Genomic DNA, 20,023 nt, shown 5'->3' with positions numbered 1-20,023 from the left:
GGCGTCAAGCCAGCTTTTTCTTCAGCAATTCATTCACCTGCGCCGGGTTGGCCTTGCCCTTGGTCGCCTTCATGGCCTGGCCGACCAGGGCGTTGAAGGCTTTGCTATTGCCGGCGCGCACTTCCTCGACGTTCCTGGCATTCGCCGCGAGCACGCCGTCGATGATGGTTTCGAGTTCGCCGGTGTCGCTCATTTGCTTGAGGCCCTTGGCGTCGATCAGCGCGTCCACGTCCTGGCCTTCGCCCGTCCACAAGGCGTCAAACACCTGCCGGGCCGCATTGTTGGAGATTGTTCCGTCGGCGATGCGGCCAATCAGCGCCGCCAGTTGCGCCGTGCTGACGGCCGAAGCCTCAATCGATTTTTCTTCCGTGTTCAGGCGGCGCGACAGCTCGCCCATCACCCAGTTGCTGGCCAGCTTGGCTTGCCCGCTGGCGCTCGCCACCGCTTCGAAATAGGCCGCCGTCGCGTTGCTCTGCGTCAACTGGCCGGCATCGTACTCGCTCAGTCCGTAGTCGGCGATGAAGCGTGCCGCCATCACGCGCGGCAGTTCCGACATTTCCGAGCGGGTCTTTTCCACCCAGTCGCGGCCAATCACCAGCGGCGGCAAGTCCGGGTCGGGGAAATAGCGGTAGTCGGCCGCGTCTTCCTTGCTGCGCATGCTGCGCGTCTCGCCCGTGTCCGGATCGAACAGCACGGTCGCCTGCTGGATTTCATGGCCGTCCTCGATCTGCTCGATCTGCCAGCGCACCTCGTAGTCCATCGCCTGCTGCATGAACTTGAAGCTGTTCAGGTTCTTGATCTCGCGGCGCGTGCCGAGCTCGGCGCCGGGCTTCCTGACCGACACGTTGGCGTCGCAGCGAAAACTGCCTTCCTGCATGTTGCCGTCGCAGATGCCGATCCAGGTGACGATCTTGTGCAGCTCCCTGGCATAGGCCACGGCCTCAAGCGTTGAGCGCATGTCGGGTTCGGTGACGATTTCGAGCAGCGGCGTGCCGGCGCGGTTCAGGTCGATGCCGCTCATGCCGATGAAGTCTTCATGCAGCGACTTGCCGGCGTCTTCTTCCAGGTGGGCGCGCACCAGCCGCACGGATTTTTTCTCGCCATCCAGGAAAAACTCGACCACGCCGCCCTGCACCACGGGAATCTCGAACTGGCTGATCTGGTAGCCCTTGGGCAGGTCGGGGTAGAAGTAGTTCTTGCGGGCAAAGATGCTTGTTTCGGCAATGTGCGCGTTCACCGCCAGGCCGAACTCGATGGCACGCTGGACCGCGCCCTTGTTCATCACCGGCAGCGCGCCGGGCAATGCGAAGTCCACGGCGGACGCCTGGGTATTGGGCTCGGCGCCAAAGGCGGTCGAGGCGCGGCTGAAGATTTTCGACTGCGTCGTCAGCTGGGTGTGGGTTTCAAAGCCGATGACGACTTCGTAGCCCTGCACCAAGAGGGATGGGGTGGTCTTGCTCATGCTGCGGCTCCTGGGGCTTTCTGGTGCCAGTCGGTCGCCAGCTGAAACTGGTGCGCCGCGCCCAGCAGCTGCGCTTCCTTGAAATAGTTGCCGATCAGCTGCAGGCCGACCGGCATGCCGCCCGCGCCAAAGCCGGCCGGAATGCTCATGCCGGGCAAACCGGCCAGGCTGGACGACAGGGTGTAGATGTCGGCCAGGTAGCTGGCGACCGGATCGTCGGATTTTTCGCCGATTTTCCAGGCGACCGTGGGCGACACCGGCCCGGCAATCACGTCGCACTGCGCAAAAGCGGTCTGGAAATCCTGCGCGATCAGGCGGCGGATTTTTTGCGCCTTCAAATAGTAGGCGTCGTAGTAGCCGTGGCTCAGCACGTAGGTGCCGATCATGATGCGGCGCGTCGCCTCGTCGCCAAAGCCTTCCGAACGCGACTTCTTGTACATGTCGGTCAGGTCGGTGTAGTGCGCTGCGCGGTGGCCGTAGCGCACGCCGTCGAAGCGGCTCAGGTTGCTGCTGGCCTCGGCCGGGGCGATCACGTAATAGACCGGTATCGACAATTCCGTCAGCGGCAGGCTGACATCGACCAGCGTGGCGCCGAGCTTTTCAAACTCGGCCAGCGCCGCGCGCACGGCGGCCAGCACGTCGGGCGCGCAGCCGGCGCCGAAAAACTGTGTGGGCAGGCCGATTCGCAAGCCTTTTAGGGGCTTTTCGCTTGTCCCATCTGCGGGAGTAGCTATTAAATTCGTAGCGTAATCGACCGCCGGCAGGTCCAGCGAGGTCGAGTCGCGGTCCGGGTCCGGCCCGGCCATGGCGGACAGCAGCAGCGCGCAGTCGAGCGCGCTGCGTGCCATCGGGCCGGCCTGGTCCAGGCTGGAGGCAAACGCCACCATGCCGTAGCGCGAGCAGCGGCCGTAGGTCGGCTTGATGCCGGTGATGCCGGTCAGCGATGCCGGCTGGCGGATCGAGCCGCCGGTGTCGGTGCCGGTGGCGGCGGGCACGAGGCGCGCCGCCACAGCCGCCGCCGATCCGCCCGAGGAGCCGCCCGGCACGCGGCTGGTGTCCCACGGGTTTTGCACTTTTTGGTAGGCGCTGTTCTCGTTGCCCGAACCCATGGCGAATTCGTCGCAATTGAGCTTGCCCAGCGTGACCATGCCGGCGCCGCCGGGGCCAACGCCCAGCCGGCTGACGACGGTCGCATCGAACGGACTGCGGTAGTGCTCCAGCATTTTGGAGCCGGCGGTGGTCGGGAAGTCGCGGGTGACAAACACGTCCTTGTGCGCCAGCGGCACGCCCAGCAGCGGCGTGCGTTCGCCGGCGGCCAGCCGCGCATCGGCGGCTCTGGCCTGTGCCAGCGAGACTTCCGGGTTGACCGAGAGGAAAGCGCCCAGGCCGGCGTGCTGCCCGATGCGGTTCAGGAAATGCTGCGTGACTTCGACGCTGGAGATGCTGCCTGCGGCCAGTTGGGCGGCGAGCGTTGCAACGCCAAGGTCATGCAGGTCAAGGTTCATGGGAGTGGAGCTGCTCATTCGATCACTTTCGGCACAAGAAACAGGCCGCGCTCGACGGCCGGGGCGCTGGCCTGGCTGGCCTCGCGCTGGTTGGGTTCGCTGGCGATGTCGTCGCGCAGGCGCAGGGCGACCTCGCCCAGCACCGCCGCCGGATGCGCGAGCGGCTCCACGCCGTCGGTATTGACCGCCTCCATCTGCGCGACCAGTGCAAAAAATTCGTTGAGCTGGCTCAGCGTGCGCTCGGTTTCGTCGGGCCGGAGTTCCAGCCGCGCCAGATTGGCCACGCGTTCTATGTCTTTAAATGTTAATGCCATAAGCGCTTGTGAAGTGATGCAGAGGAGGGAAAAAGCGCCTTGAACAAGGCGCGGAAACAGCAATTGAAACCAGCTGTAACGCCAAAAAAACGGGCATTGTGCCACGCTGAATCGGGTGGATGCGTTATTATCCCGCCTTTGGCGTGAATTCAAGGCCTGATCCACCCTTTAGGCGCTTTTTAGACGCTTCAAACAGGTTGCGCAACCTGGTCTCCTACGTCCTCCCTTTCCACTGCTGATTAATAATAAAAGGCGATGCGGCAACGAAGTTTGCCCATGCCCCAACCGGATTCCTGAACATGTTTGAAGCATTCCGTCGGTACTTTTCCACCGACCTGGCGATTGATCTGGGCACCGCCAACACCCTGATCTTTGCGCGCGACAAGGGTATTGTGCTGGATGAGCCGTCGGTGGTCGCGATCCGCCACGAAGGCGGTCCCCACGGAAAAAAGGTGATCCAGGCCGTCGGCCGCGAAGCCAAGGCCATGCTGGGCAAGGTGCCCGGCAACATCGAGGCCATCCGCCCGATGAAGGACGGCGTGATCGCCGACTTCGTCATCACCGAGCAGATGATCAAGCAGTTCATCAAGATGGTGCATCCGCGCCGCCTGCTCACGCCGAGCCCGCGCATCATCATCTGCGTGCCCTGCGGCTCGACCCAGGTCGAGCGCCGCGCCATCAAGGATGCGGCCGAAGCTGCCGGCGCCGCCGCCGTCTACCTGATCGAGGAGCCCATGGCTGCCGCATTGGGCGCCGGCTTGCCGGTGTCGGAGGCCAGCGGCTCGATGGTGGTCGATATCGGCGGCGGCACCACCGAAGTCGGCGTGATCTCGCTCGGCGGCATGGTCTATAAAGGCAGCGTGCGCGTCGGCGGAGACCGATTCGACGAGGCCATCATCAACTACATCCGCCGCAACTACGGCATGCTGATTGGCGAGCCCACCGCTGAAAACATCAAGAAAACCATCGGGTCTGCCTTTCCGGGCTCCGAGGTCAAGGAAATGGAAGTCAAGGGCCGCAACCTGTCCGAAGGCGTGCCGCGCAGCTTCACCATCTCCAGCAATGAAATCCTCGAAGCGCTGACCGACCCGCTCAACCAGATCGTCTCGGCCGTCAAGAACGCGCTGGAGCAGACGCCGCCCGAACTCGGCGCCGACATTTCCGACCGGGGCATGATGCTGACCGGCGGCGGCGCGCTGCTGCGCGACCTGGACCGCCTGCTGGCCGAGGAAACCGGCCTGCCGGTGCTGGTCGCCGAGGACCCGCTGACCTGCGTGGTGCGCGGCTGCGGCATCGCGCTGGAGCGCATGGACCGCATGGGTTCGATCTTCACCACGGAATAGGCTTTTTCCACCACGCCATCCTCAAGCCCGTCCCATGCAGTGCGCTTGCACCAGGGCACCAGACCGGCTTGACCCCGCACCATGGCTTTAGGAACCCTCGACCGATCCCTGCCGCCCTTTTTCAACCAGGGGCCGTCGGTATTTTCCAAGCTGATTTTCTTTGGCGCGCTGTCACTGTTCCTGATGGTGGCCGACGCGCGCTTCAACGTCACCCAGCCCATCCGCGCCGCCATTGCCACCGCCCTATACCCGGTGCAGTGGCTGGCCCTGCAGCCGGTCCATGCGGTGCGCAGCAGCAGCAGCTATTTCACCGACCTGGGCCAGGCGCAGTCCGAAAGTGCCCAGGCGCGGGAAAAACTGGCGCTGCAGTCACTGCGCGCCGGCCAGGTCGAGCTGTTGATGCAGGAAAACAACCGCCTGCGCAAGCTGCTCGATCTCAAGGAGCAACTCGCGATGCCGGTCATCGCCGCCGAGGTGGTGTACGACGCGCCCGATCCCTACACCCGCAAGGTCATCATCGACAAGGGGCAGGCCCAGCACGTCGCCCTGGGCTCGCCGGTGCTTGACGAATCCGGCGTGCTGGGGCAGGTGACGCGCGTGCATCCGCTGGTCAGCGAGGTGACGCTGGTGGTGGACCGCGACCTGGCGATTCCGGTGCTCAATGTGCGCACCGGCGCGCGCAGCGTGGCCTACGGTGACCCGACGGTGGGCGGCAGCGGCATGGAACTGCGCTTCATGGGCAGCAATGCCGATGTGCAGGAAGGCGACCTGCTGACCACCAGCGGCGTCGATGGCGTGTACCCGGCCGGCCTGCCGGTGGCGCGGGTCAGCCGCATCGAGCACCGGGCCGAATCGGCGTTTTCCAAGATCTACTGCGTGCCGCAGGCGCTCACCACCGGCGCGCGCCATGTCATCGTCGTCCAGCCGGTCACGGCGGACCTGGCGCTGCCGCCTTCGAGCATCCTGCCGGCCGTGCCTGCCCGAAGGGGGTATGCCAAATGATCATGCGCTCGGGCCAGCAGCTGCTGCTGCCCGCCAATCCGGTGTTCATCTGGAGCAGCCTGGTGGCCGCCTTGCTGCTCAACATGCTGCCGCTGGGCCGGGTGCCGTGGATGCCTGATTTCCTGGCGCTGGTGCTGGTGTTCTGGAGCGTGCATCAGCCGCTCCGGGTGGGCATCGGCATCGCCTTCATGTTCGGTCTGGCGATGGATGTTCACCAGACTTCGCTGCTGGGGCAGCATGCGTTTTCCTATGTCGCGCTGAGCTTCTTCGCGTCCATGATCCAGCGCCGGCTGCTGTGGTTCAAGGTGCCGCTGCAGGCCCTGCAGGTGCTGCCGCTGTTTGCGGCGGCGCATGCCGTCGAGCTGGTGTTGCGGCTGCTCGGCGGCGGCATTTTTCCGGGCTGGATCGTGGGGGTCGCGCCGCTGGCCGAGGCGCTGCTGTGGCCGGTGGCGAGCGTGCTGCTGCTGGTGCCGCAGCTGCGAACGCCAGACCGCGATGAAAATCGACCTCTGTGATGCCCCCACGCTTGTCGCTTCGCGTACTGCGCTGCCCCCCGAGGGGGCGGCTGCGCCTGCGGCCCGGCGAAGCCGGTTCCGCGGCCCTGGCTGGTAGGGGAGTCAGTTGCTTCCACGCTTGTTGCTTCGTGTGCTGCGCTGCCCCTAACTGATCAAATGCATTCCTCCCCGGCACTTTTTGACTCGCGCTGAATCCCAAACCCATGACTGAACTCCGAAACGTTGAAGCCGAGCTGTCGCGTTTTCGCGTCCGGGTGCTGGTGGCCGGGCTGGTGGTTTTTCTGTGCTTTTCGCTGGTGGTGGCACGGCTGGCCTACCTGCAGGTCCATCGCCACGAAGACCTGCGCGCGCAGGCCGAAAGCAACCGCACGGCGATTGTCCCCATCGTGCCGAACCGGGGCCTCATTCTGGACCGCAACGGCATCGTGCTGGCGTCCAACTATTCGGCCTATACGCTGGAAATCACCCCGTCCAAGGTCGCGGACCTGGACGAGACCATCGCCGCGCTGGAAAAGCTGGTCGATATCCAGCCGCGCGACAAGCGCCGCTTCAAGCGCCTGCGCGAGGAATCGAAGAACTTCGAGTCGATTCCGCTGCGCACCCGCCTGAGCGACGAGGAAGTGGCGCGCTTCGCCGCCCGGCGCTTCAGCTTTCCGGGCGTGGACATCAAGGCCCGGCTGTTCCGCAGCTATCCGTATGGCGAACTGGGCAGCCATGTCGTCGGCTACATCGGCCGCATCAACCAGGCCGAAAAGGACGCCATCGAGGAGCGCGAGGAAGAAGGCAATTACCGGGGCACCGACTACATCGGCAAGCTGGGCGTCGAACAAAGCTTCGAGCAGCAGCTGCACGGGCAGACCGGTGTCGAGCAGATGGAAACCTCGGCCGGCGGGCGCGCGCTGCGCAAGCTGGCGACCCATCCGGCCACGCCGGGCAACACCGTGATGCTGTCGCTGGACATCGGCCTGCAAAAGCTGGTCGAGGACATGTTCGGCGCGCGGCGCGGCGCGCTGGTGGCGCTGGACCCCCGAAACGGCGAGGTGCTGGCGTTTGTCAGCAAGCCGACCTTCGACCCCAACCTGTTCGTCGATGGCATCGACCAGGAAAGCTGGCAGGCGCTCAACGAGTCGATCGACAAGCCGCTGCTCAACCGCGCGCTGCGCGGCACCTACCCGCCGGGCTCGACCTACAAGCCCTTCATGGCCATGGCCGCGCTGCAGACCGGCAAGCGTTCGCCCAGCGCCATCATCAACGACCCGGGCTTCTTCATGTTCGGCGGCCACCGCTTCGGCAGCCCGGAAAACGAGCGCGGCGGCGCCATGGACATGAACCGCGCGATTGTCGAGTCGAGCAATGTGTATTTCTACACGCTGGCCAACGAGATGGGCGTCGAGGCGATCCACGACTTCATGGCACCGCTGGGCTTTGGCCAGGCCACCGGCATCGACATCAATGGCGAGGTGCGCGGCGTGCTGCCCAACCAGGCCTGGAAGCGCGCTTATTTCAAGCGGCCCGAGCAGCAGAAGTGGTTTGCCGGCGAAACCATCTCGCTGGGCATCGGCCAGGGCTACAACAGCTTCACCATGCTGCAGCTGGCGCAGGCCACCGCCACCCTGGCCAACAACGGCATCAAGCACAAGCCCCGGCTGGTGATGGGCACGCAGGACACGGTGACGCGTGCGCTGCATCCGCTGCCGGCCGACCCGCCGGTCAGCCTGGGCTACAAGCCCGAACACGTGGCCATCATCCGCAAGGCCCTGGTCGGCGTGACGCAGGGCGGAACGTCCACCAAGGTGTTTGCCGGCGCGCAATACCTGTCCGGCGGCAAGACCGGCACGGCCCAGGCCGTGAGCATTGGCAAGAACGACAGGTACAACAAGTCCCGGCTGGAAGAGCATCAGCGCGACCATGCGGTGTACATGGCATTCGCCCCGGCTGACAACCCGAAGATCGCCCTGGCGGTGATTGTTGAAAATGCCGGCTGGGGCGGCGGCGTGGCCGCGCCGATTGCCCGCAGGGTGTTTGACTATGTGCTGCTGGGCCAGTACCCGAGCGAGGAAGACATGCTGGCGGTGCAGACGGGCCGGGCTGCGGCACCGATTGGCAAGCCACGCCTGGCGCTTGACATGAATGCGCTGCTGGTCGGCGACACGCCGGGCGCCACGGTGTCGGCCGCAGCGCAAAAAGCCGCCGCCGTTCAAAAAGCCGAGCCGGCCGGCGCCAAGGGCAAAGCTGTCCAGGCCGCAAAACCGGTCAAGGCTGCCAAGGCCACGGCCATCCAGAAGCCGGTCAGGCCGGATTCTGCGGTCATTCCTGCACCAGACAGCGCGCCTTAAGCTGCGCGCAACCCGGCCGCCGGTGCGCTCAAGGCTATTTCAGGAAAGCGTCAAAACCGGTTTTCAGGATCAGCGCGCCGACCACGCCAATGAACACCAGCCGCACGAAGCCTGCCCCGTGCCTGAGCGCCAGGCGCGCGCCCAGCAGGCTGCCCGCGACATTGGCCACGGCCATGGTCAGCGCAAAGTGCCACCAGACATGCCCCTTCCAGGCAAACAGGCCCAGGGCCGCCAGGTTGGTCGCGGTATTGAGCAACTTGGCCGACGCCGAGGCATTCAGGAAGTCGTAGCCCAGCCAGCGCACGAACAAAAAGACAAAAAAGCTGCCCGTGCCAGGACCGAAAAACCCGTCGTAAAACCCCAGTACCAGGCCGATGCAGCAGGCCGCCAGGGTTTCGGCATGGCCGGTAAAACGCGGCGTGTGGTGGCGGCCCAGGTCTTTTTTGACCAGCGTGTAGGCCAGCACGGCCAGCAGCACGAAAGGCAGGACCTTGCGCAGGAAGCCGGGATCGATCACCGTGACCAGCCAGGCGCCCGCCAGCGAGCCGCCAAACCCGGCCCCCGCCGCCGGCAGCAGCGCCGACCAGCGCATCTGCACCCGGCGCGCGTACTGCGTCGTGGCGACCGCCGTTCCCCAGACCGACGCGCCCTTGTTGATGCCGAACAAGGTGGCGGGGTGGGTGGTGGGAAAGACGGCGAACAGCGCCGGCACCAGAATCAGGCCGCCGCCGCCGACGATGGCGTCCACAAAACCGGCCAGCAGCGAGGCCATCGAAACAAGCAGTAATTCCATGGCGGCGATTGTCGCACCCGCTGGGTCGGGTTTTAGCTCTTTTATTGATAGCAATAGACGCATGCACAGCAAGCGCAAAAGCCTTTTTTAATGCTTGAAAAGCAAGGGCTGGACGAAAAAAAGCGCTGGGGTTGCCAGCGCTTTTTGTCAAACAAACATTTTTTGCAATGCCGTGCTTCTATTTTTAAATGTCTCCTCGACTCCCCGCATTGCGAGCAGCAAGGCCCGACAGCAAGTTCTCCAATGTAACGGATGCACTGAGACAGTGCATCAGGGATTTCCCGCAGGCAAAACGTTCAAAAGCGCACCGCTGCAAAAACCCATGAAGCGCTGGCGATAGGGCCAATCGCTGCATTTTCAGGCATGCCTTCACTGATTTTTCACTGTTTTTACCCGTTCGGACAAACCGGCACAGATCATGCTTTTTGTTACGGCCGTGAAATTTTTGTAAGCATCTCTCAAGAAAGTCAGGTCTGTATGCACGCAATGCGATGGATTGCACTGAGTTTGTTTTTCTGGCTGGGCATGGGCCTGGCAACGCAGTCGGCTAGGGCCCAGTCGCCTTCGGGCGTGGCGCTGGCCGCAGCGGCCAGCGCCACGCCGGCCGCTGCGGCCCCCATGACGCAGCCGGGCCGGGTCGGGCTTGAGACCCTCAACAGCGCCGACACCGGCTGGATGATGACCGCGACCGCGCTGGTGCTGCTCATGACGCTGCCGGGCATTGCGCTGTTTTATGGCGGCATGGTGCGGCGCAAGAGCGTGCTCAACGTCATGGCCTGCGTGGTGGCCACCTGCGCCATTGTCAGCCTGCTGTGGTTCGCCGTGGGGTATTCGATTGCCTTCACCCCCGGCAACGGTGCGCTGGGCCATGTGCTTGGCGGCACCGAACGGCTCTGGTTTTCAGGGCTGGACTACGTCAAGGACACGCAAAAGGTCGCGGTCAGCCATATCGCGCCGAATATTCCCGAATCGGTCTACGCCATGTTCCAGCTCAGCTTTGCCATCATCACGGCGGCGCTGGTGGTCGGCGCCTTTGTCGAGCGCATGCGCTTTTCGGCCACGCTGATCTTCATGTCGCTGTGGACGGTCGCGGTTTATGCGCCGATTGCCCACTGGGTCTGGGAACCCAACGGCTGGCTGGCCCGCCTGGGCGCGCTGGATTTTGCCGGCGGGTCGGTGGTACACGTCAACGCCGGCGTGGCCGGGCTGGTCTGCGCCTATGCGCTCGGACCGCGCAGGGGCTATGGCGTCGAACCGTTCTCGCCCTTCAACCTGGGCCTGACCATGGCCGGCGCGGGCTTGCTGTGGGTCGGCTGGTTCGGCTTCAATGCCGGTTCCGCCGTGGCGGCCGACGGGCGCGCCGGGCTGGCCATGGCGGTCACGCACATTGCCGCTTCCGCCGGCGCGCTGTCGTGGATGGCGGCCGAATGGCTGGCGCGCGGCCGTCCCTCGCTGCTGGGCCTGTGCTCAGGGCTGGTGGCCGGGCTGGTGGCCATCACGCCGGCGGCCGGCTATGTGTCGCCGGGTTCGGCCGTGGTCTTTGGCCTGGTCGCCGGCGTCGCCTGCTACTGGGGCGCGACCGGCCTGAAGCGCCTGCTCAAGGCCGACGATTCGCTCGATGTGTTTGGCGTACACGGTGTCGGCGGCATCGTCGGTTCCCTGCTCACCGGCGTGTTTGCCAGCCGTACCATTTCGGGGGTTGAAGGCAGCGTATGGATTCAGTTTGTCGGCGTTGCCTGCGTCATGGCCTACAGCCTGGTGATGACGGCCCTGCTGCTGTGGATCACGTCGCTGTGCGTGCGCCTGCGCGTGGACGAGACGGCCGAAAGCGATGGCCTGGACATTGACCAGCATGCCGAGCGCCTGGGAACCTGACCGACTGGCTGACCTTCAACAAGGAGCATTGACGATGTCCTCGAATGAAAAACTGGCGATTGCCGCCCACCTGCATGTGCTGATGCGCCGCAAGACCGGCCGCGTGACCGACACCGAATGGCTGGCCAGCAACCCGGCCTATGCGGCTGAAATCATCCGCCTGGCGCATCACAAAGCGGCCGAAGGCGGCCATGACGACCTCGGCCAGCTGGCCGACAGACTGGAGGCGGCCATGGCCTTTCCCGACGCGCCGGTCTACCGGCCGCTGGCCCAGAGGCTCGCCGATGCCGCCAAGGAGCACCATGCCCGCGCGCAGGGCGCCCGGCCGGCGCTGGCGGTTGCCCCGAGCGGCAACAGCGTGTTTGGCGACAGCCAGCCGGGCGCGGATGGCGCGCAGCGGCCGAACGCGCCGCGCTATATCAAGGGGCTGCGCTAGCGCGGCATCACCTGGGCGGCCATCACGGCGCTCAGGATATCCGACTTTTTGCTATTGATTTTATAGCTGCTTGCGCATGCAGTGCGTGCGCAATAGGCGTATTTGATGCTGAAATGGTGCTGGCTGGTTAAAACCAGCGTGCGCAGGCCGCTCTAGACGCCGGCCTGTATCCACTGCGCCGCCTTCTCGGCAATCATCAGGGTCGGCGAGTTGGTGTTGCCGCTGGTGATCAGCGGCATCACGCCGGCATCGACCACGCGCAGGCCGCGAATGCCGCGCACCCGCAGGTGCGAATCGACCACCGCCATCGGGTCGTCGGCGCGGCCCATTTTGGTGGTGCCGACCGGGTGGAAAATCGTCGTGGCAATGTCGCCGGCCAGCCGCGCCAGGTCCTCGTCGGTCTGGAACTGCACGCCGGGCTTGAATTCCTCGGGCTGGTATCTGGCCAGCGCGCCCTGGCTGACGATCTTGCGCGTGATGCGCAGCGAATCGGCCGCCACCTGCCGGTCTTCGGCGGTGCTCAGGTAATTGGGCGAAATGGCTGGCGCGTCGGCAAAGGCGCCGGTCTTGAGGCGAACGCTGCCCCGGCTGGTCGGGTTCAGGTTGCAGACGCTGGCGGTGAAGGCATTGAAGCGGTGCAGCGGCTCGCCGAAGGCGTCGAGCGACAGCGGCTGGACGTGGTACTGGATGTTCGGATACGGCTGGTCGGGCGAGCTGCGCGTGAAGGCGCCCAGCTGCGACGGCGCCATGCTCATCGGCCCGGTGCGGCGCAGCGCGTATTCCATGCCGATGCGCGCCTTGCCCCAGAGCGAATTGGCCATGGTGTTGAGCGACAGGCCCCAGCGCTTGCTGTCCTGGTGTCCCTGGATCTTGTACACCGAGCGGATCTGCAGGTGGTCCTGCAGGTTGGCGCCCACGCCGGGCAAATCCTGCACCACCGCGATGCCGTGCTGCTGCAGCAGACCGGCCGGGCCGATGCCCGAGAGCTGCAAAATGTGCGGCGAGCCAATGCTGCCGGCGCACAGCAGCACCTCGCCCATGGGGCCGGAGTCGCGCGTCGCCAGCGCCGTGACCTTTTCCTGTCCGGTCCAGACCTCCACGCCGGTGCAGCGCTGGCTGCCGTCAGCTTGCCGCTCGATCACCAGCTTGCTGACCTGCGCATTCGTCCAGAGCTCGAAATTCGGCCGGCCCAGGCAGGTCGGGCGCAAAAAGGCCTTGGCGGTGTTCCAGCGCCAGCCGTTCTTCTGGTTGACCTCGAAGTAGCCCACGCCTTCGTTGCTGCCCCGGTTGAAGTCCGGCGTGGCCGCAATGCCGGCCTGGGTCGCCGCCTCGGCGAACGCATCGAGGATGTCCCAGCGCAGGCGCTGCTTTTCCACGCGCCATTCGCCGCCGGCGTTGCGGTGGCGCAGGATTTGGGGGTAGGGCCGGGTTTTGTCCTGCATCAGCGCCGGCGCCGTGCCGCGCGCGCCGTGCAGCGCGTCGGCGCCCTTGTAATGGTCTTCGTGCAGCTTGAAGTGGGGCAGGGCGTTGTCCCAGGTCCAGTCGCTGTCGCCCGTCAGCTCGGCCCAGCGGTCGTAGTCGCGCGCCTGGCCGCGCATGTAGATCATGCCGTTGATGCTGGAGCAGCCGCCCAGCGTCTTGCCGCGCGGATAGCGCAGCGAGCGGCCGTTCAGGCCCGCGTCGGGCTCGGTGTTGAACAGCCAGTCGGTGCGCGGGTTGCCGATGCAGTACAGGTAGCCGACCGGAATGTGAATCCAGTGGTAGTCGTCCTTGCGCCCGGCCTCGATCAGCAGCACGCGCTTGGACGCGTCGGCACTCAGCCGGTTGGCCAGCAGGCAGCCGGCCGTGCCCGCGCCGATGATGATGTAGTCGAAAGTCAGGTTCTGGTCGTGCATGAAATAGGGTTCTGGTGGGCTTGCCTTGATTGTGGCAAAACCCGGCTGTGCGGTGTGACGGGGATTACCCGTTTACCTGCCGGGCTGACGACGGCCGGCCCAGCCTGCGGGCAGGCGTCAACCCCTGTAGGACCATGGCGAATCCGGGCCGAATGCCGATATTGCGCATTTCCAGCAGTTACCATGGCTGCTTTTGCGTTGAATCCCCCCCCCTCGCCTTTTGGTGTCCGCTCCACCCTGTTGCCTGAATGCCCCTTGACGACTCACCGCCGCGCCTTGAAGTTCAGGACCTGCCTGAAGGACGGGTCGTGCGCCTGCTGGGAAGCTGGACCGCCGCCAGGCTGACGCTGGCGCCCGCCTGGGCTGCGCTGAGCGCGCAGCTCGACAGCTTGGTGCCAGGCGCGTCCACGCCTGCCCGGTGGCGCCTGGACGACATTGAAAAACTCGACTACCTGGGCGCGCAGGTGGTGTGGACGGCGTGGCGCCATCGCTGGCCGGCCGACCTGCAGCTGGCGCCCGAACAGCGGGAAATGCTGGAGACGGTGGAAAAACTCACTGTTGCCCTGCCGCCGCCGCGCCGCTCGCCCTGGTCTGAACCGCTGCTGATGCTCGGCGGGCGGCTGCTCGGCCTGCTCGGCCATGTCAAGGGCATGCTGCGCCTGCTGGGCCAGCTGCTGCTCGACCTGCTGCGGCTGATCCGCCATCCGCAGCAGGGGCCGTGGCGCGACCTGTCGGGCCATCTTTACCATTTCGGCGCGACTGCGCTGCCCATTACCGCGCTGGTGGGCTTTTTGATCGGCGTGGTGCTGGCCTACCTGATTTCGCAGCAGCTGCGCCAGTTCGGCGCCGACGCCTTCATCGTCAACATCCTGGGCATTTCGCTGATCCGCGAACTCGGGCCGGTGCTCGCGGCCATCCTGATCGCCGGGCGCAGCGGATCGGCCATCACCGCGCAGATCGGCGTGATGCGCGTGACCGAAGAACTCGACGCGATGCGCGTCATGGGCATTGCGCAGGGCTTTCGGCTGGTGATGCCGCGCGCCATCGCGCTGGCGGTGGTGATGCCGCTGATCAGCGTCTGGACCACGATTGCCGCGCTGCTCGGCGGCATGCTGGCGGCCGACATTTCCATGGGCGTAACGCCATCATTTTTCATCAACGCGCTGCCGGCCGCCGTCAGCGTGTCCAACCTGACGCTGGCGACCGCCAAGTCGGTGGTGTTCGGCCTGCTGATCGCGCTGGTCGGCTGCCACTACGGCCTGCGCGTCAAGCCCAACACCGAAAGCCTGGGCCAAGGCACGACGGCGTCGGTGGTCACGTCGATCACCATCGTCATCCTGGTCGATGCGCTGTTTGCGGTGCTGTTTAAAAGCGTGGGTATATGACCCCCACGCTTGTCGCTTCGCGTACTGCGCTGCCCCCCGAGGGGGCCGCCCCGCCTGCGGCCTGGCAAAGCCAGTTTCGCGGCCGGAACTTGCACGAGCGGGGAGGGGTTAAGTGATGGAACCTGTCGTTGAAATCCGCAAGCTGTGGACGGTGTTTGAAAACGACGACAAGAAAACCGTGGTACACAAGGACCTCGACCTGACGGTCGCGCGCGGCGAGGTGCTGTCGCTGGTCGGCGGATCGGGCACCGGCAAGACGGTGCTGCTGCGCCAGATGCTGGGGCTGGAAACGCCGACGCAGGGCGAGATCACCGTGCTGGGCAAGCCGGCCGCCGAACTCGGCAAGCGCGGCGCGGCCAGCCGGGTCGGCATGCTGTTCCAGCAGGGCGCGCTGTTCTCGGCCTTCACCGTGCTGGAGAACATCGCTTTTCCGCTGCGCGAACTCAACTGCCTGCCCGCCGAGCTGATCCGCGAGGCGGCCATGGTCAAGCTGCAGATGGTCGGCTTGCCGCTTGACGCGGCCGGCAAGATGCCGAGCGACCTGTCCGGCGGCATGGTCAAGCGCGTGGCGCTGGCGCGCGCGCTGATCATGGATCCGCCGCTGCTGCTGCTTGACGAGCCGACGGCCGGACTTGACCCCGAAAGCGCCGACAGCTTTTGCGCCCTGCTGCGCTCGCTGCACCAGGGCATGGGGCTGACGGTGGTGATGGTCACGCACGACCTGGACACGATTTTTGAGCTCAGCACGCGCATCGCCGTGCTGGCGTCGCAGAAAGTCATCATCAATGACGTGCCGCGCAAGGTGGTGGCGTTCGAGCATCCCTTCATTCACGACTTTTTCCTGGGCGAACGGGGGCAGCGGGCGATGGCGCTGCTGAACCCCACCCCCGCCCCTTCGATCTAGAAAGGTTTTTCAATCATGGAAAACAAGGCCCATGCGCTGATTGCCGGCGCGTTCGTGGTGCTCGTCACCGCCCTGCTGGCATTGCTGGCCATCTGGCTCACGCGCGACAACACCGAGCGCAACCTGTACGAGATGAGCACCTCCGAGACCGTTTCCGGCCTGCAGCCGCAGGCCACGGTGCGCTATCGCGGCGTGGCCGTCGGCAAGGTCGAGCGCATCGGTTTTGACGACAAGGTCAAGGGCAACGTGCTGATACGCGTGTCGATTGACGAGGCCGCGCCGGTGACGCGCTCGACCTTCGCCACCGTGGCGTCCCAGGGCGTGACCGGCCTGGGCTTCATCCAGCTCGACGACGACGGCAGCTCCAGCCAGCGGCTGGTGCCCAACGACGACGACCCGCCGCGCATTCCGCTCAAGCAGGGCGGCCTCGACAAGCTGCTCAAGCAAGCCGATGTGATCTTCGACCAGGCCGAGCAGGCGGCCACGCGCATCAACCAGCTGCTCTCAAGCCAGAACGAAGCGGCGATCAACACCGCCGTCACGCAGCTCGCCGAAGCCGCCGGCAGCATCAACCGTGTGGCCAAGGCGCTGGAGCCGGCCGTGGCGACGCTGCCCGCGCTGTCCAAGGACGCGCAGGCCGCCCTGCGCTCGGTCAAGACCGTGACCGATGAAGTCGGCCTGACCGCGCGGCGCCTGAACGAACAAGGCGGCGCGCTCGACCGGCTCAAGGACGGCGGCGCGGCGCTGGCGGCCGGAGTGGAAACCTTCAGCGCGGCCACGCTGCCCAAGCTCGGCGAGGTGGCCGACGAAACTGCGCGCACCATGCGCCAGCTGCGCCGCACCGTGAACGCCGTCGATGACAACCCGCAAGCGCTGATCTTTGGCAACGGCCCGGTCGTGCCGGGCCCTGGCGAAACCGGCTTCAACGCCAACGGAGAAAAACCATGATGGCTTTCAAGCTTCCTTTTTATGCTATTAATTCAATAGCTACTAGCGCCCGCCAGCATTGCGCAAGGCGGGTTTTTTGCTTGATAAGCGTGCTGGCGCTCGCCACCGGGTGCTCAGTGATCGACAAGCCGACCCGCGCCACGACCTACGACTTCGGGCCGGGCGAGCTGTCCACGCAGGCCCTGGCATCGCCCCCGGTGCCCGCCTTGTCGCCGCTGGCGATTGCCGACATCGCCACCTCGGGCGGCGCGCTGGAAAACCAGGCGGTGCTCTACCGGCTGGGCTATGTTGACGCCCAGCAGCTGCGCCCCTATTCGCAGGCGCGCTGGACCATGCCGCCGGCGCAGCTGGTGCGCCAGCGCATGCGCGATCGCCTGAGCCAGCAACGCGTGGTGCTCAATGCGCGTGAAGGCGTGGCGCTGAACCGCAGCCAGAACACCAATTTGCCGATGCTGCGGCTGGAACTGGAAGAATTCAGCCAGCTGTTCAGCGCGCCCGATGCCAGCGTCGGCCTGCTTCGCCTGCATGCCACGCTGGTCGAGATCACGCCCGCCGGGGAACGGCTGGTCGCGCAGCGCAGCTTGTCGGTGCAGCGGCCGGCGACCAGCGCCGATGCGGCCGGTGGCGTGCGCGCCCTGACGGCGGCCACCGATGCGGCGATTGACGAGCTGGATGCGTGGCTGCGGCAGATGCCGGCGCGTTGATTGAATTGCTTGCTATTGGAACGGTAGCTGTTGGTGCTTGCTGGGTTGGCTTCTCGCGGATTGGCTGGCCGGGGGTTGCCCGGCAGCAACTCACTTTTCTTTGCTTCGCCAAAGAAAAGTAAGCAAAAGAAAGGCGACCCGGCTGTCTGGGTCCCTGCGCTTCGCTTCGGGCAACCTGCGCTGCCTGAGAAAAATGGGGGTCCGCGCAAACTCGCTTCACTGCGTTGCGCTCAAACAGCGCGCGGCCCTGATCCCATTTTTCTCAGGCATCACAGGCCCAGCCAGAACGGGAGTGGCGGGGATAAAAATCCAAACAGCCAAACAGCCAAACAGCCAAACAGCCAAACAGCCAAACAGCCAAACAGCCAAACAGCCAAACAGCCCCAGCGCCGGTTTTAAATACCGAATGCTACAAATTTAATAGCTGCTTTCGCAGTCGCAGCAAGCGAAAGAGGCACTTTTTATGCATAAATGCCGCAATCCGGCCCCGAATCCGCTCCCGCAAGTCCCGTTCTGGCTGGGCCTGTGATGACCCGGGGAAGCGGGATCAGGGCGAGCGATTGTCTGAGCCGCAGGCGAGTTCGAGCTCGACCCCCGCTTCCCCGGGTCATCACAGGTTGCCCGTAGCGAAGCGAAGGGACCCGGACAGCCGGGTCGCCTTTCTTTTGCTTACTTTTCTTTGGCGAAGTAAAGAAAAGTGAGTTGCCGCCGGGCAACCCCCGGCCAGCCCAACCCCGAAAAGCCAACCCAGCAAAAATCAACCACAGGCTTCCACCAAGCCAAGCCAAGCCAAGCCAAGCCTTGCATCAGCCCCCAGCCTGAGCCTGTCCCGGTAAAAAAATCTCAATGCCGCAGGATAGGAAACAGCTTGCCCAGACCGTCGGCCATCACCTCGACCGCCAGCGCGGCCAATATCAAGCCCATCAGCCGCGTCATGACATTGATGCCGGTCTTGCCCAGCACCCGCGAAATCGGCTCGGCCAGCGAAAAGCACAGCGCGGTTGCCAGGCCAATCACCAGGCCGTAGCCGACCAGCGTGCCCAGCTGCAGGAAGGTCTTGGCTTTTTCGGCATAAATCACCACTGTGGACATGGTGGCCGGCCCGGTCAGCAGCGGAATCGTCAGCGGCACCACCGCGATGCTGGCGCCCTGGGCGGCTTTTGCGGCGCCGTCTTCATACTCGTTGGTCAGCGGCTTGGCCTCGGCCGGCTGGGCATTGAGCATGTTCATCGCGCTGATCAACAGCAACAGGCCGCCGCCGACCTGGAAACTGGCCAGCGAGATGCCGAAGAATTCCAGGATCTGCAGGCCCAGCAGGGCGCTGACGGCAATCACCACGAAGGCGCTGAACGAGGCCACCGCCACCGTGCGCTGCCGCTGCGGCCTGGAAAAGCCCTGCGTGTAGTGGATGAAGAACGGCACGATGGCCAGTGGGTTGACGATGGCCAGCAGCGTCACTAAAGGTTTGAAGTCCACGAATCAACTCTTTTTAAATTGGGAACCTAGGACAAGCAACGAGCGCAGACTTCCTGCCAGCAGGGGCCGCGGAACTGGCTTTGCCAGGCCGCAGGCGCAGCAGCCCCCTCGGGGGGCAGCGCAGTACGCGAAGCGACAAGCGCGGGGAAACTCTCCCCCAGCAGGGGCCGCGGAACTGGCTTTGCCAGGCCGCAGGCGCAGCAGCCCCCTCGGGGGGCAGCGCAGTACGCGAAGCGACAAGCGTGGGGAAACTCTCCCCCCAGCAGGGGCCGCGGAACCGGCTTCGCCGGTCCGCAGGCGCAGCGGCCCCCTTGGGGGGCAGCGCAGTACGCGAAGCGACAAGCGTGGGGGCCACTTACCTGCCACCCGTCACGTCGAGCAATGCGCCGGTGGTGTAGCTGGATGACGCGCCCAGCAGCCAGACGATGGATTCGGCCACTTCCTCGGCACTGCCGGCGCGCTGCATCGGCACCAGCGGCGCCATGTCGCGCGCGCGGTCGGGCAGGCCGCCGGAGGCGTGGATGTCGGTCTCGATGATGCCCGGCCGCACCGCATTGACGCGAATGCCCTCGGCCGCCACTTCCTTGGCCAGGCCCACGGTGAAGCTGTCGATCGCGCCCTTGGCCGCCGCATAGTCCACGTATTGCCCGGGCGCGCCCAGCTTGGCGGCGACGCTGGACACATTGACGATGGCGCCGCCCGCGCCGCCATGGCGCGTGCTCATGCGCCGCACGGCCTCGCGGGCGCACAGGAAGGAGCCGAACACATTGATCTCGAACATCCGTTGCAGGCGCGCCAGGGTGATGGCCTCGACCCGCGTGGTCTGGTCCACCACGCCGGCGTTGTTAACCAGCGCGCTCAAACGGCCGAACCTGGCGTCGATCTTTTCAAACATCGCCACCACCTGCGCCTCGATGGCCACGTCGGCCTGCACCGCCATGGCCTGGCCGCCGGACTGGCGGATTTGCCGCACCACCTCGTCGGCGGCCAGCGAATTGGCGCTGTAGTTGACGGCGACCGCATAGCCGTGCCGTGCGGCCAGCAAGGCCGTGGCCGCGCCAATGCCGCGCGAGCCGCCGGTGATCAAAACAAGTTGGGACAAACCAGTCTCCTGCAAAAAGTGGCAATCC

General features: G+C 65.3%; 17 protein-coding genes. 10 read left to right on the top strand and 7 right to left on the bottom strand.

Features of this window, described 5'->3' with window-relative positions; genetic code table 11:
- Positions 1–4: 4 nt before the first annotated feature.
- The 3 genes from gatB to gatC are packed head-to-tail and all read right to left on the bottom strand — an operon-like array spanning position 5 to position 3,281.
- Positions 5–1,462: an Asp-tRNA(Asn)/Glu-tRNA(Gln) amidotransferase subunit GatB gene (gatB, locus tag EC86_RS0115285; RefSeq protein WP_029526596.1), complete on the bottom strand. Its 1,458-nt coding sequence runs from the start codon at positions 1,460–1,462 to the stop codon at positions 5–7.
- Positions 1,459–2,985, bottom strand: a complete 1,527-nt coding sequence (gatA, locus tag EC86_RS0115280) for an Asp-tRNA(Asn)/Glu-tRNA(Gln) amidotransferase subunit GatA (RefSeq protein WP_029526595.1) — start codon at positions 2,983–2,985, stop codon at positions 1,459–1,461. The genes gatB and gatA overlap by 4 nt, the downstream gene beginning before the upstream one ends.
- Positions 2,982–3,281, bottom strand: coding sequence for an Asp-tRNA(Asn)/Glu-tRNA(Gln) amidotransferase subunit GatC (gene gatC / locus EC86_RS0115275; protein WP_029526594.1), 300 nt, complete (start codon positions 3,279–3,281; stop codon positions 2,982–2,984). The genes gatA and gatC overlap by 4 nt, the downstream gene beginning before the upstream one ends.
- 299 nt (positions 3,282–3,580) lie before the next feature.
- Between gatC and EC86_RS0115270 the strand changes: the two genes are divergently transcribed.
- The 4 genes from EC86_RS0115270 to mrdA all read left to right on the top strand — a co-directional run bounded on the left by EC86_RS0115270 (position 3,581) and on the right by mrdA (position 8,477).
- Positions 3,581–4,624, top strand: a complete 1,044-nt coding sequence (locus tag EC86_RS0115270; protein WP_029526592.1) for a rod shape-determining protein — start codon at positions 3,581–3,583, stop codon at positions 4,622–4,624.
- A gap of 81 nt (positions 4,625–4,705) precedes the next feature.
- Positions 4,706–5,626, top strand: coding sequence for a rod shape-determining protein MreC (mreC, locus tag EC86_RS0115265; protein WP_029526591.1), 921 nt, complete (start codon positions 4,706–4,708; stop codon positions 5,624–5,626).
- Positions 5,623–6,141, top strand: coding sequence for a rod shape-determining protein MreD (gene mreD, locus EC86_RS0115260; protein ID WP_029526590.1), 519 nt, complete (start codon positions 5,623–5,625; stop codon positions 6,139–6,141). The genes mreC and mreD overlap by 4 nt, the downstream gene beginning before the upstream one ends.
- A 203-nt stretch (positions 6,142–6,344) precedes the next feature.
- Entirely contained in the window at positions 6,345–8,477 is a 2,133-nt protein-coding gene (gene mrdA, locus EC86_RS0115255; RefSeq protein ID WP_051675951.1) for a penicillin-binding protein 2, read from the top strand.
- Positions 8,478–8,511: 34 nt separating this feature from the next.
- Here mrdA and EC86_RS0115250 read toward each other — a convergent pair whose 3' ends face one another.
- Positions 8,512–9,270: a sulfite exporter TauE/SafE family protein gene (locus EC86_RS0115250; protein ID WP_029526588.1), complete on the bottom strand. Its 759-nt coding sequence runs from the start codon at positions 9,268–9,270 to the stop codon at positions 8,512–8,514.
- A gap of 525 nt (positions 9,271–9,795) precedes the next feature.
- Here EC86_RS0115250 and EC86_RS0115245 point away from each other — a divergent pair.
- Positions 9,796–11,145: an ammonium transporter gene (locus EC86_RS0115245; RefSeq protein WP_029526587.1), complete on the top strand. Its 1,350-nt coding sequence runs from the start codon at positions 9,796–9,798 to the stop codon at positions 11,143–11,145.
- A gap of 34 nt (positions 11,146–11,179) precedes the next feature.
- Positions 11,180–11,581, top strand: a complete 402-nt coding sequence (locus EC86_RS0115240; RefSeq protein WP_156955327.1) for a hypothetical protein — start codon at positions 11,180–11,182, stop codon at positions 11,579–11,581.
- A 152-nt stretch (positions 11,582–11,733) separates the two neighbouring features.
- Here the strand turns inward: EC86_RS0115240 and EC86_RS0115235 are convergent, their stop codons facing one another.
- Positions 11,734–13,476 carry a GMC family oxidoreductase gene (locus EC86_RS0115235; protein WP_029526585.1) on the bottom strand — a complete coding sequence of 581 codons (1,743 nt, stop codon included), beginning with the start codon at positions 13,474–13,476 and terminating at the stop codon, positions 11,734–11,736.
- A 248-nt stretch (positions 13,477–13,724) separates the two neighbouring features.
- Here EC86_RS0115235 and EC86_RS0115230 point away from each other — a divergent pair, with 248 nt between their 5' ends.
- The 4 genes from EC86_RS0115230 (at position 13,725) to EC86_RS0115215 (ending at position 17,417) form a co-directional block, all read left to right on the top strand.
- The gene (locus EC86_RS0115230) at positions 13,725–14,861 is read left to right on the top strand and encodes an MlaE family ABC transporter permease (protein WP_029526584.1); all 1,137 of its coding nucleotides are present in this window, start codon (positions 13,725–13,727) and stop codon (positions 14,859–14,861) included.
- Between the two features lie 115 nt (positions 14,862–14,976).
- Positions 14,977–15,765, top strand: coding sequence for an ABC transporter ATP-binding protein (locus EC86_RS0115225; RefSeq protein WP_029526583.1), 789 nt, complete (start codon positions 14,977–14,979; stop codon positions 15,763–15,765).
- Positions 15,766–15,780: 15 nt separating this feature from the next.
- The gene (locus EC86_RS0115220; RefSeq protein ID WP_029526582.1) at positions 15,781–16,713 is read left to right on the top strand and encodes an MlaD family protein; all 933 of its coding nucleotides are present in this window, start codon (positions 15,781–15,783) and stop codon (positions 16,711–16,713) included.
- Positions 16,710–17,417 (top strand): ABC-type transport auxiliary lipoprotein family protein, encoded by a 708-nt coding sequence (locus tag EC86_RS0115215; RefSeq protein ID WP_029526581.1) that lies wholly within the window; start codon positions 16,710–16,712, stop codon positions 17,415–17,417. Before EC86_RS0115220 ends, EC86_RS0115215 begins: the two co-directional genes overlap by 4 nt.
- An 843-nt stretch (positions 17,418–18,260) precedes the next feature.
- Here the strand turns inward: EC86_RS0115215 and EC86_RS0115205 are convergent.
- Together EC86_RS0115205 and EC86_RS0115200 are read right to left on the bottom strand one after the other, a co-directional pair.
- Positions 18,261–18,893 carry a MarC family protein gene (locus EC86_RS0115205; RefSeq protein ID WP_029526580.1) on the bottom strand — a complete coding sequence of 211 codons (633 nt, stop codon included), beginning with the start codon at positions 18,891–18,893 and terminating at the stop codon, positions 18,261–18,263.
- 355 nt (positions 18,894–19,248) lie between these two features.
- Complete coding sequence (locus tag EC86_RS0115200) at positions 19,249–19,995, bottom strand: SDR family oxidoreductase (protein ID WP_029526579.1); 747 nt, start codon at positions 19,993–19,995, stop codon at positions 19,249–19,251.
- Between the last annotated feature and the right edge of the window lie 28 nt (positions 19,996–20,023).

Origin of the sequence: Polaromonas glacialis (genome assembly GCF_000709345.1) — a bacterium.
GTDB classification, from domain to species: Bacteria; Pseudomonadota; Gammaproteobacteria; order Burkholderiales; family Burkholderiaceae_C; genus Polaromonas; species Polaromonas glacialis.
This window is presented reverse-complemented; position numbering and strand designations above follow the sequence as displayed.

Excerpts from the sequence above, each read along its gene's own strand:
- gatB (WP_029526596.1), bottom strand. The coding sequence starts at position 1,462 with ATGAGCAAGACCACCCCATCCCTCTTGGTGCAGGGCTACGAAGTCGTC.
- gatA (WP_029526595.1), bottom strand. The coding sequence starts at position 2,985 with ATGAGCAGCTCCACTCCCATGAACCTTGACCTGCATGACCTTGGCGTT.
- gatC (WP_029526594.1), bottom strand. The coding sequence starts at position 3,281 with ATGGCATTAACATTTAAAGACATAGAACGCGTGGCCAATCTGGCGCGG.
- EC86_RS0115270 (WP_029526592.1), top strand. The coding sequence starts at position 3,581 with ATGTTTGAAGCATTCCGTCGGTACTTTTCCACCGACCTGGCGATTGAT.
- mreC (WP_029526591.1), top strand. The coding sequence starts at position 4,706 with ATGGCTTTAGGAACCCTCGACCGATCCCTGCCGCCCTTTTTCAACCAG.
- mreD (WP_029526590.1), top strand. The coding sequence starts at position 5,623 with ATGATCATGCGCTCGGGCCAGCAGCTGCTGCTGCCCGCCAATCCGGTG.
- mrdA (WP_051675951.1), top strand. The coding sequence starts at position 6,345 with ATGACTGAACTCCGAAACGTTGAAGCCGAGCTGTCGCGTTTTCGCGTC.
- EC86_RS0115250 (WP_029526588.1), bottom strand. The coding sequence starts at position 9,270 with ATGGAATTACTGCTTGTTTCGATGGCCTCGCTGCTGGCCGGTTTTGTG.
- EC86_RS0115245 (WP_029526587.1), top strand. The coding sequence starts at position 9,796 with ATGGGCCTGGCAACGCAGTCGGCTAGGGCCCAGTCGCCTTCGGGCGTG.
- EC86_RS0115240 (WP_156955327.1), top strand. The coding sequence starts at position 11,180 with ATGTCCTCGAATGAAAAACTGGCGATTGCCGCCCACCTGCATGTGCTG.
- EC86_RS0115235 (WP_029526585.1), bottom strand. The coding sequence starts at position 13,476 with ATGCACGACCAGAACCTGACTTTCGACTACATCATCATCGGCGCGGGC.
- EC86_RS0115230 (WP_029526584.1), top strand. The coding sequence starts at position 13,725 with ATGCCCCTTGACGACTCACCGCCGCGCCTTGAAGTTCAGGACCTGCCT.
- EC86_RS0115225 (WP_029526583.1), top strand. The coding sequence starts at position 14,977 with ATGGAACCTGTCGTTGAAATCCGCAAGCTGTGGACGGTGTTTGAAAAC.
- EC86_RS0115220 (WP_029526582.1), top strand. The coding sequence starts at position 15,781 with ATGGAAAACAAGGCCCATGCGCTGATTGCCGGCGCGTTCGTGGTGCTC.
- EC86_RS0115215 (WP_029526581.1), top strand. The coding sequence starts at position 16,710 with ATGATGGCTTTCAAGCTTCCTTTTTATGCTATTAATTCAATAGCTACT.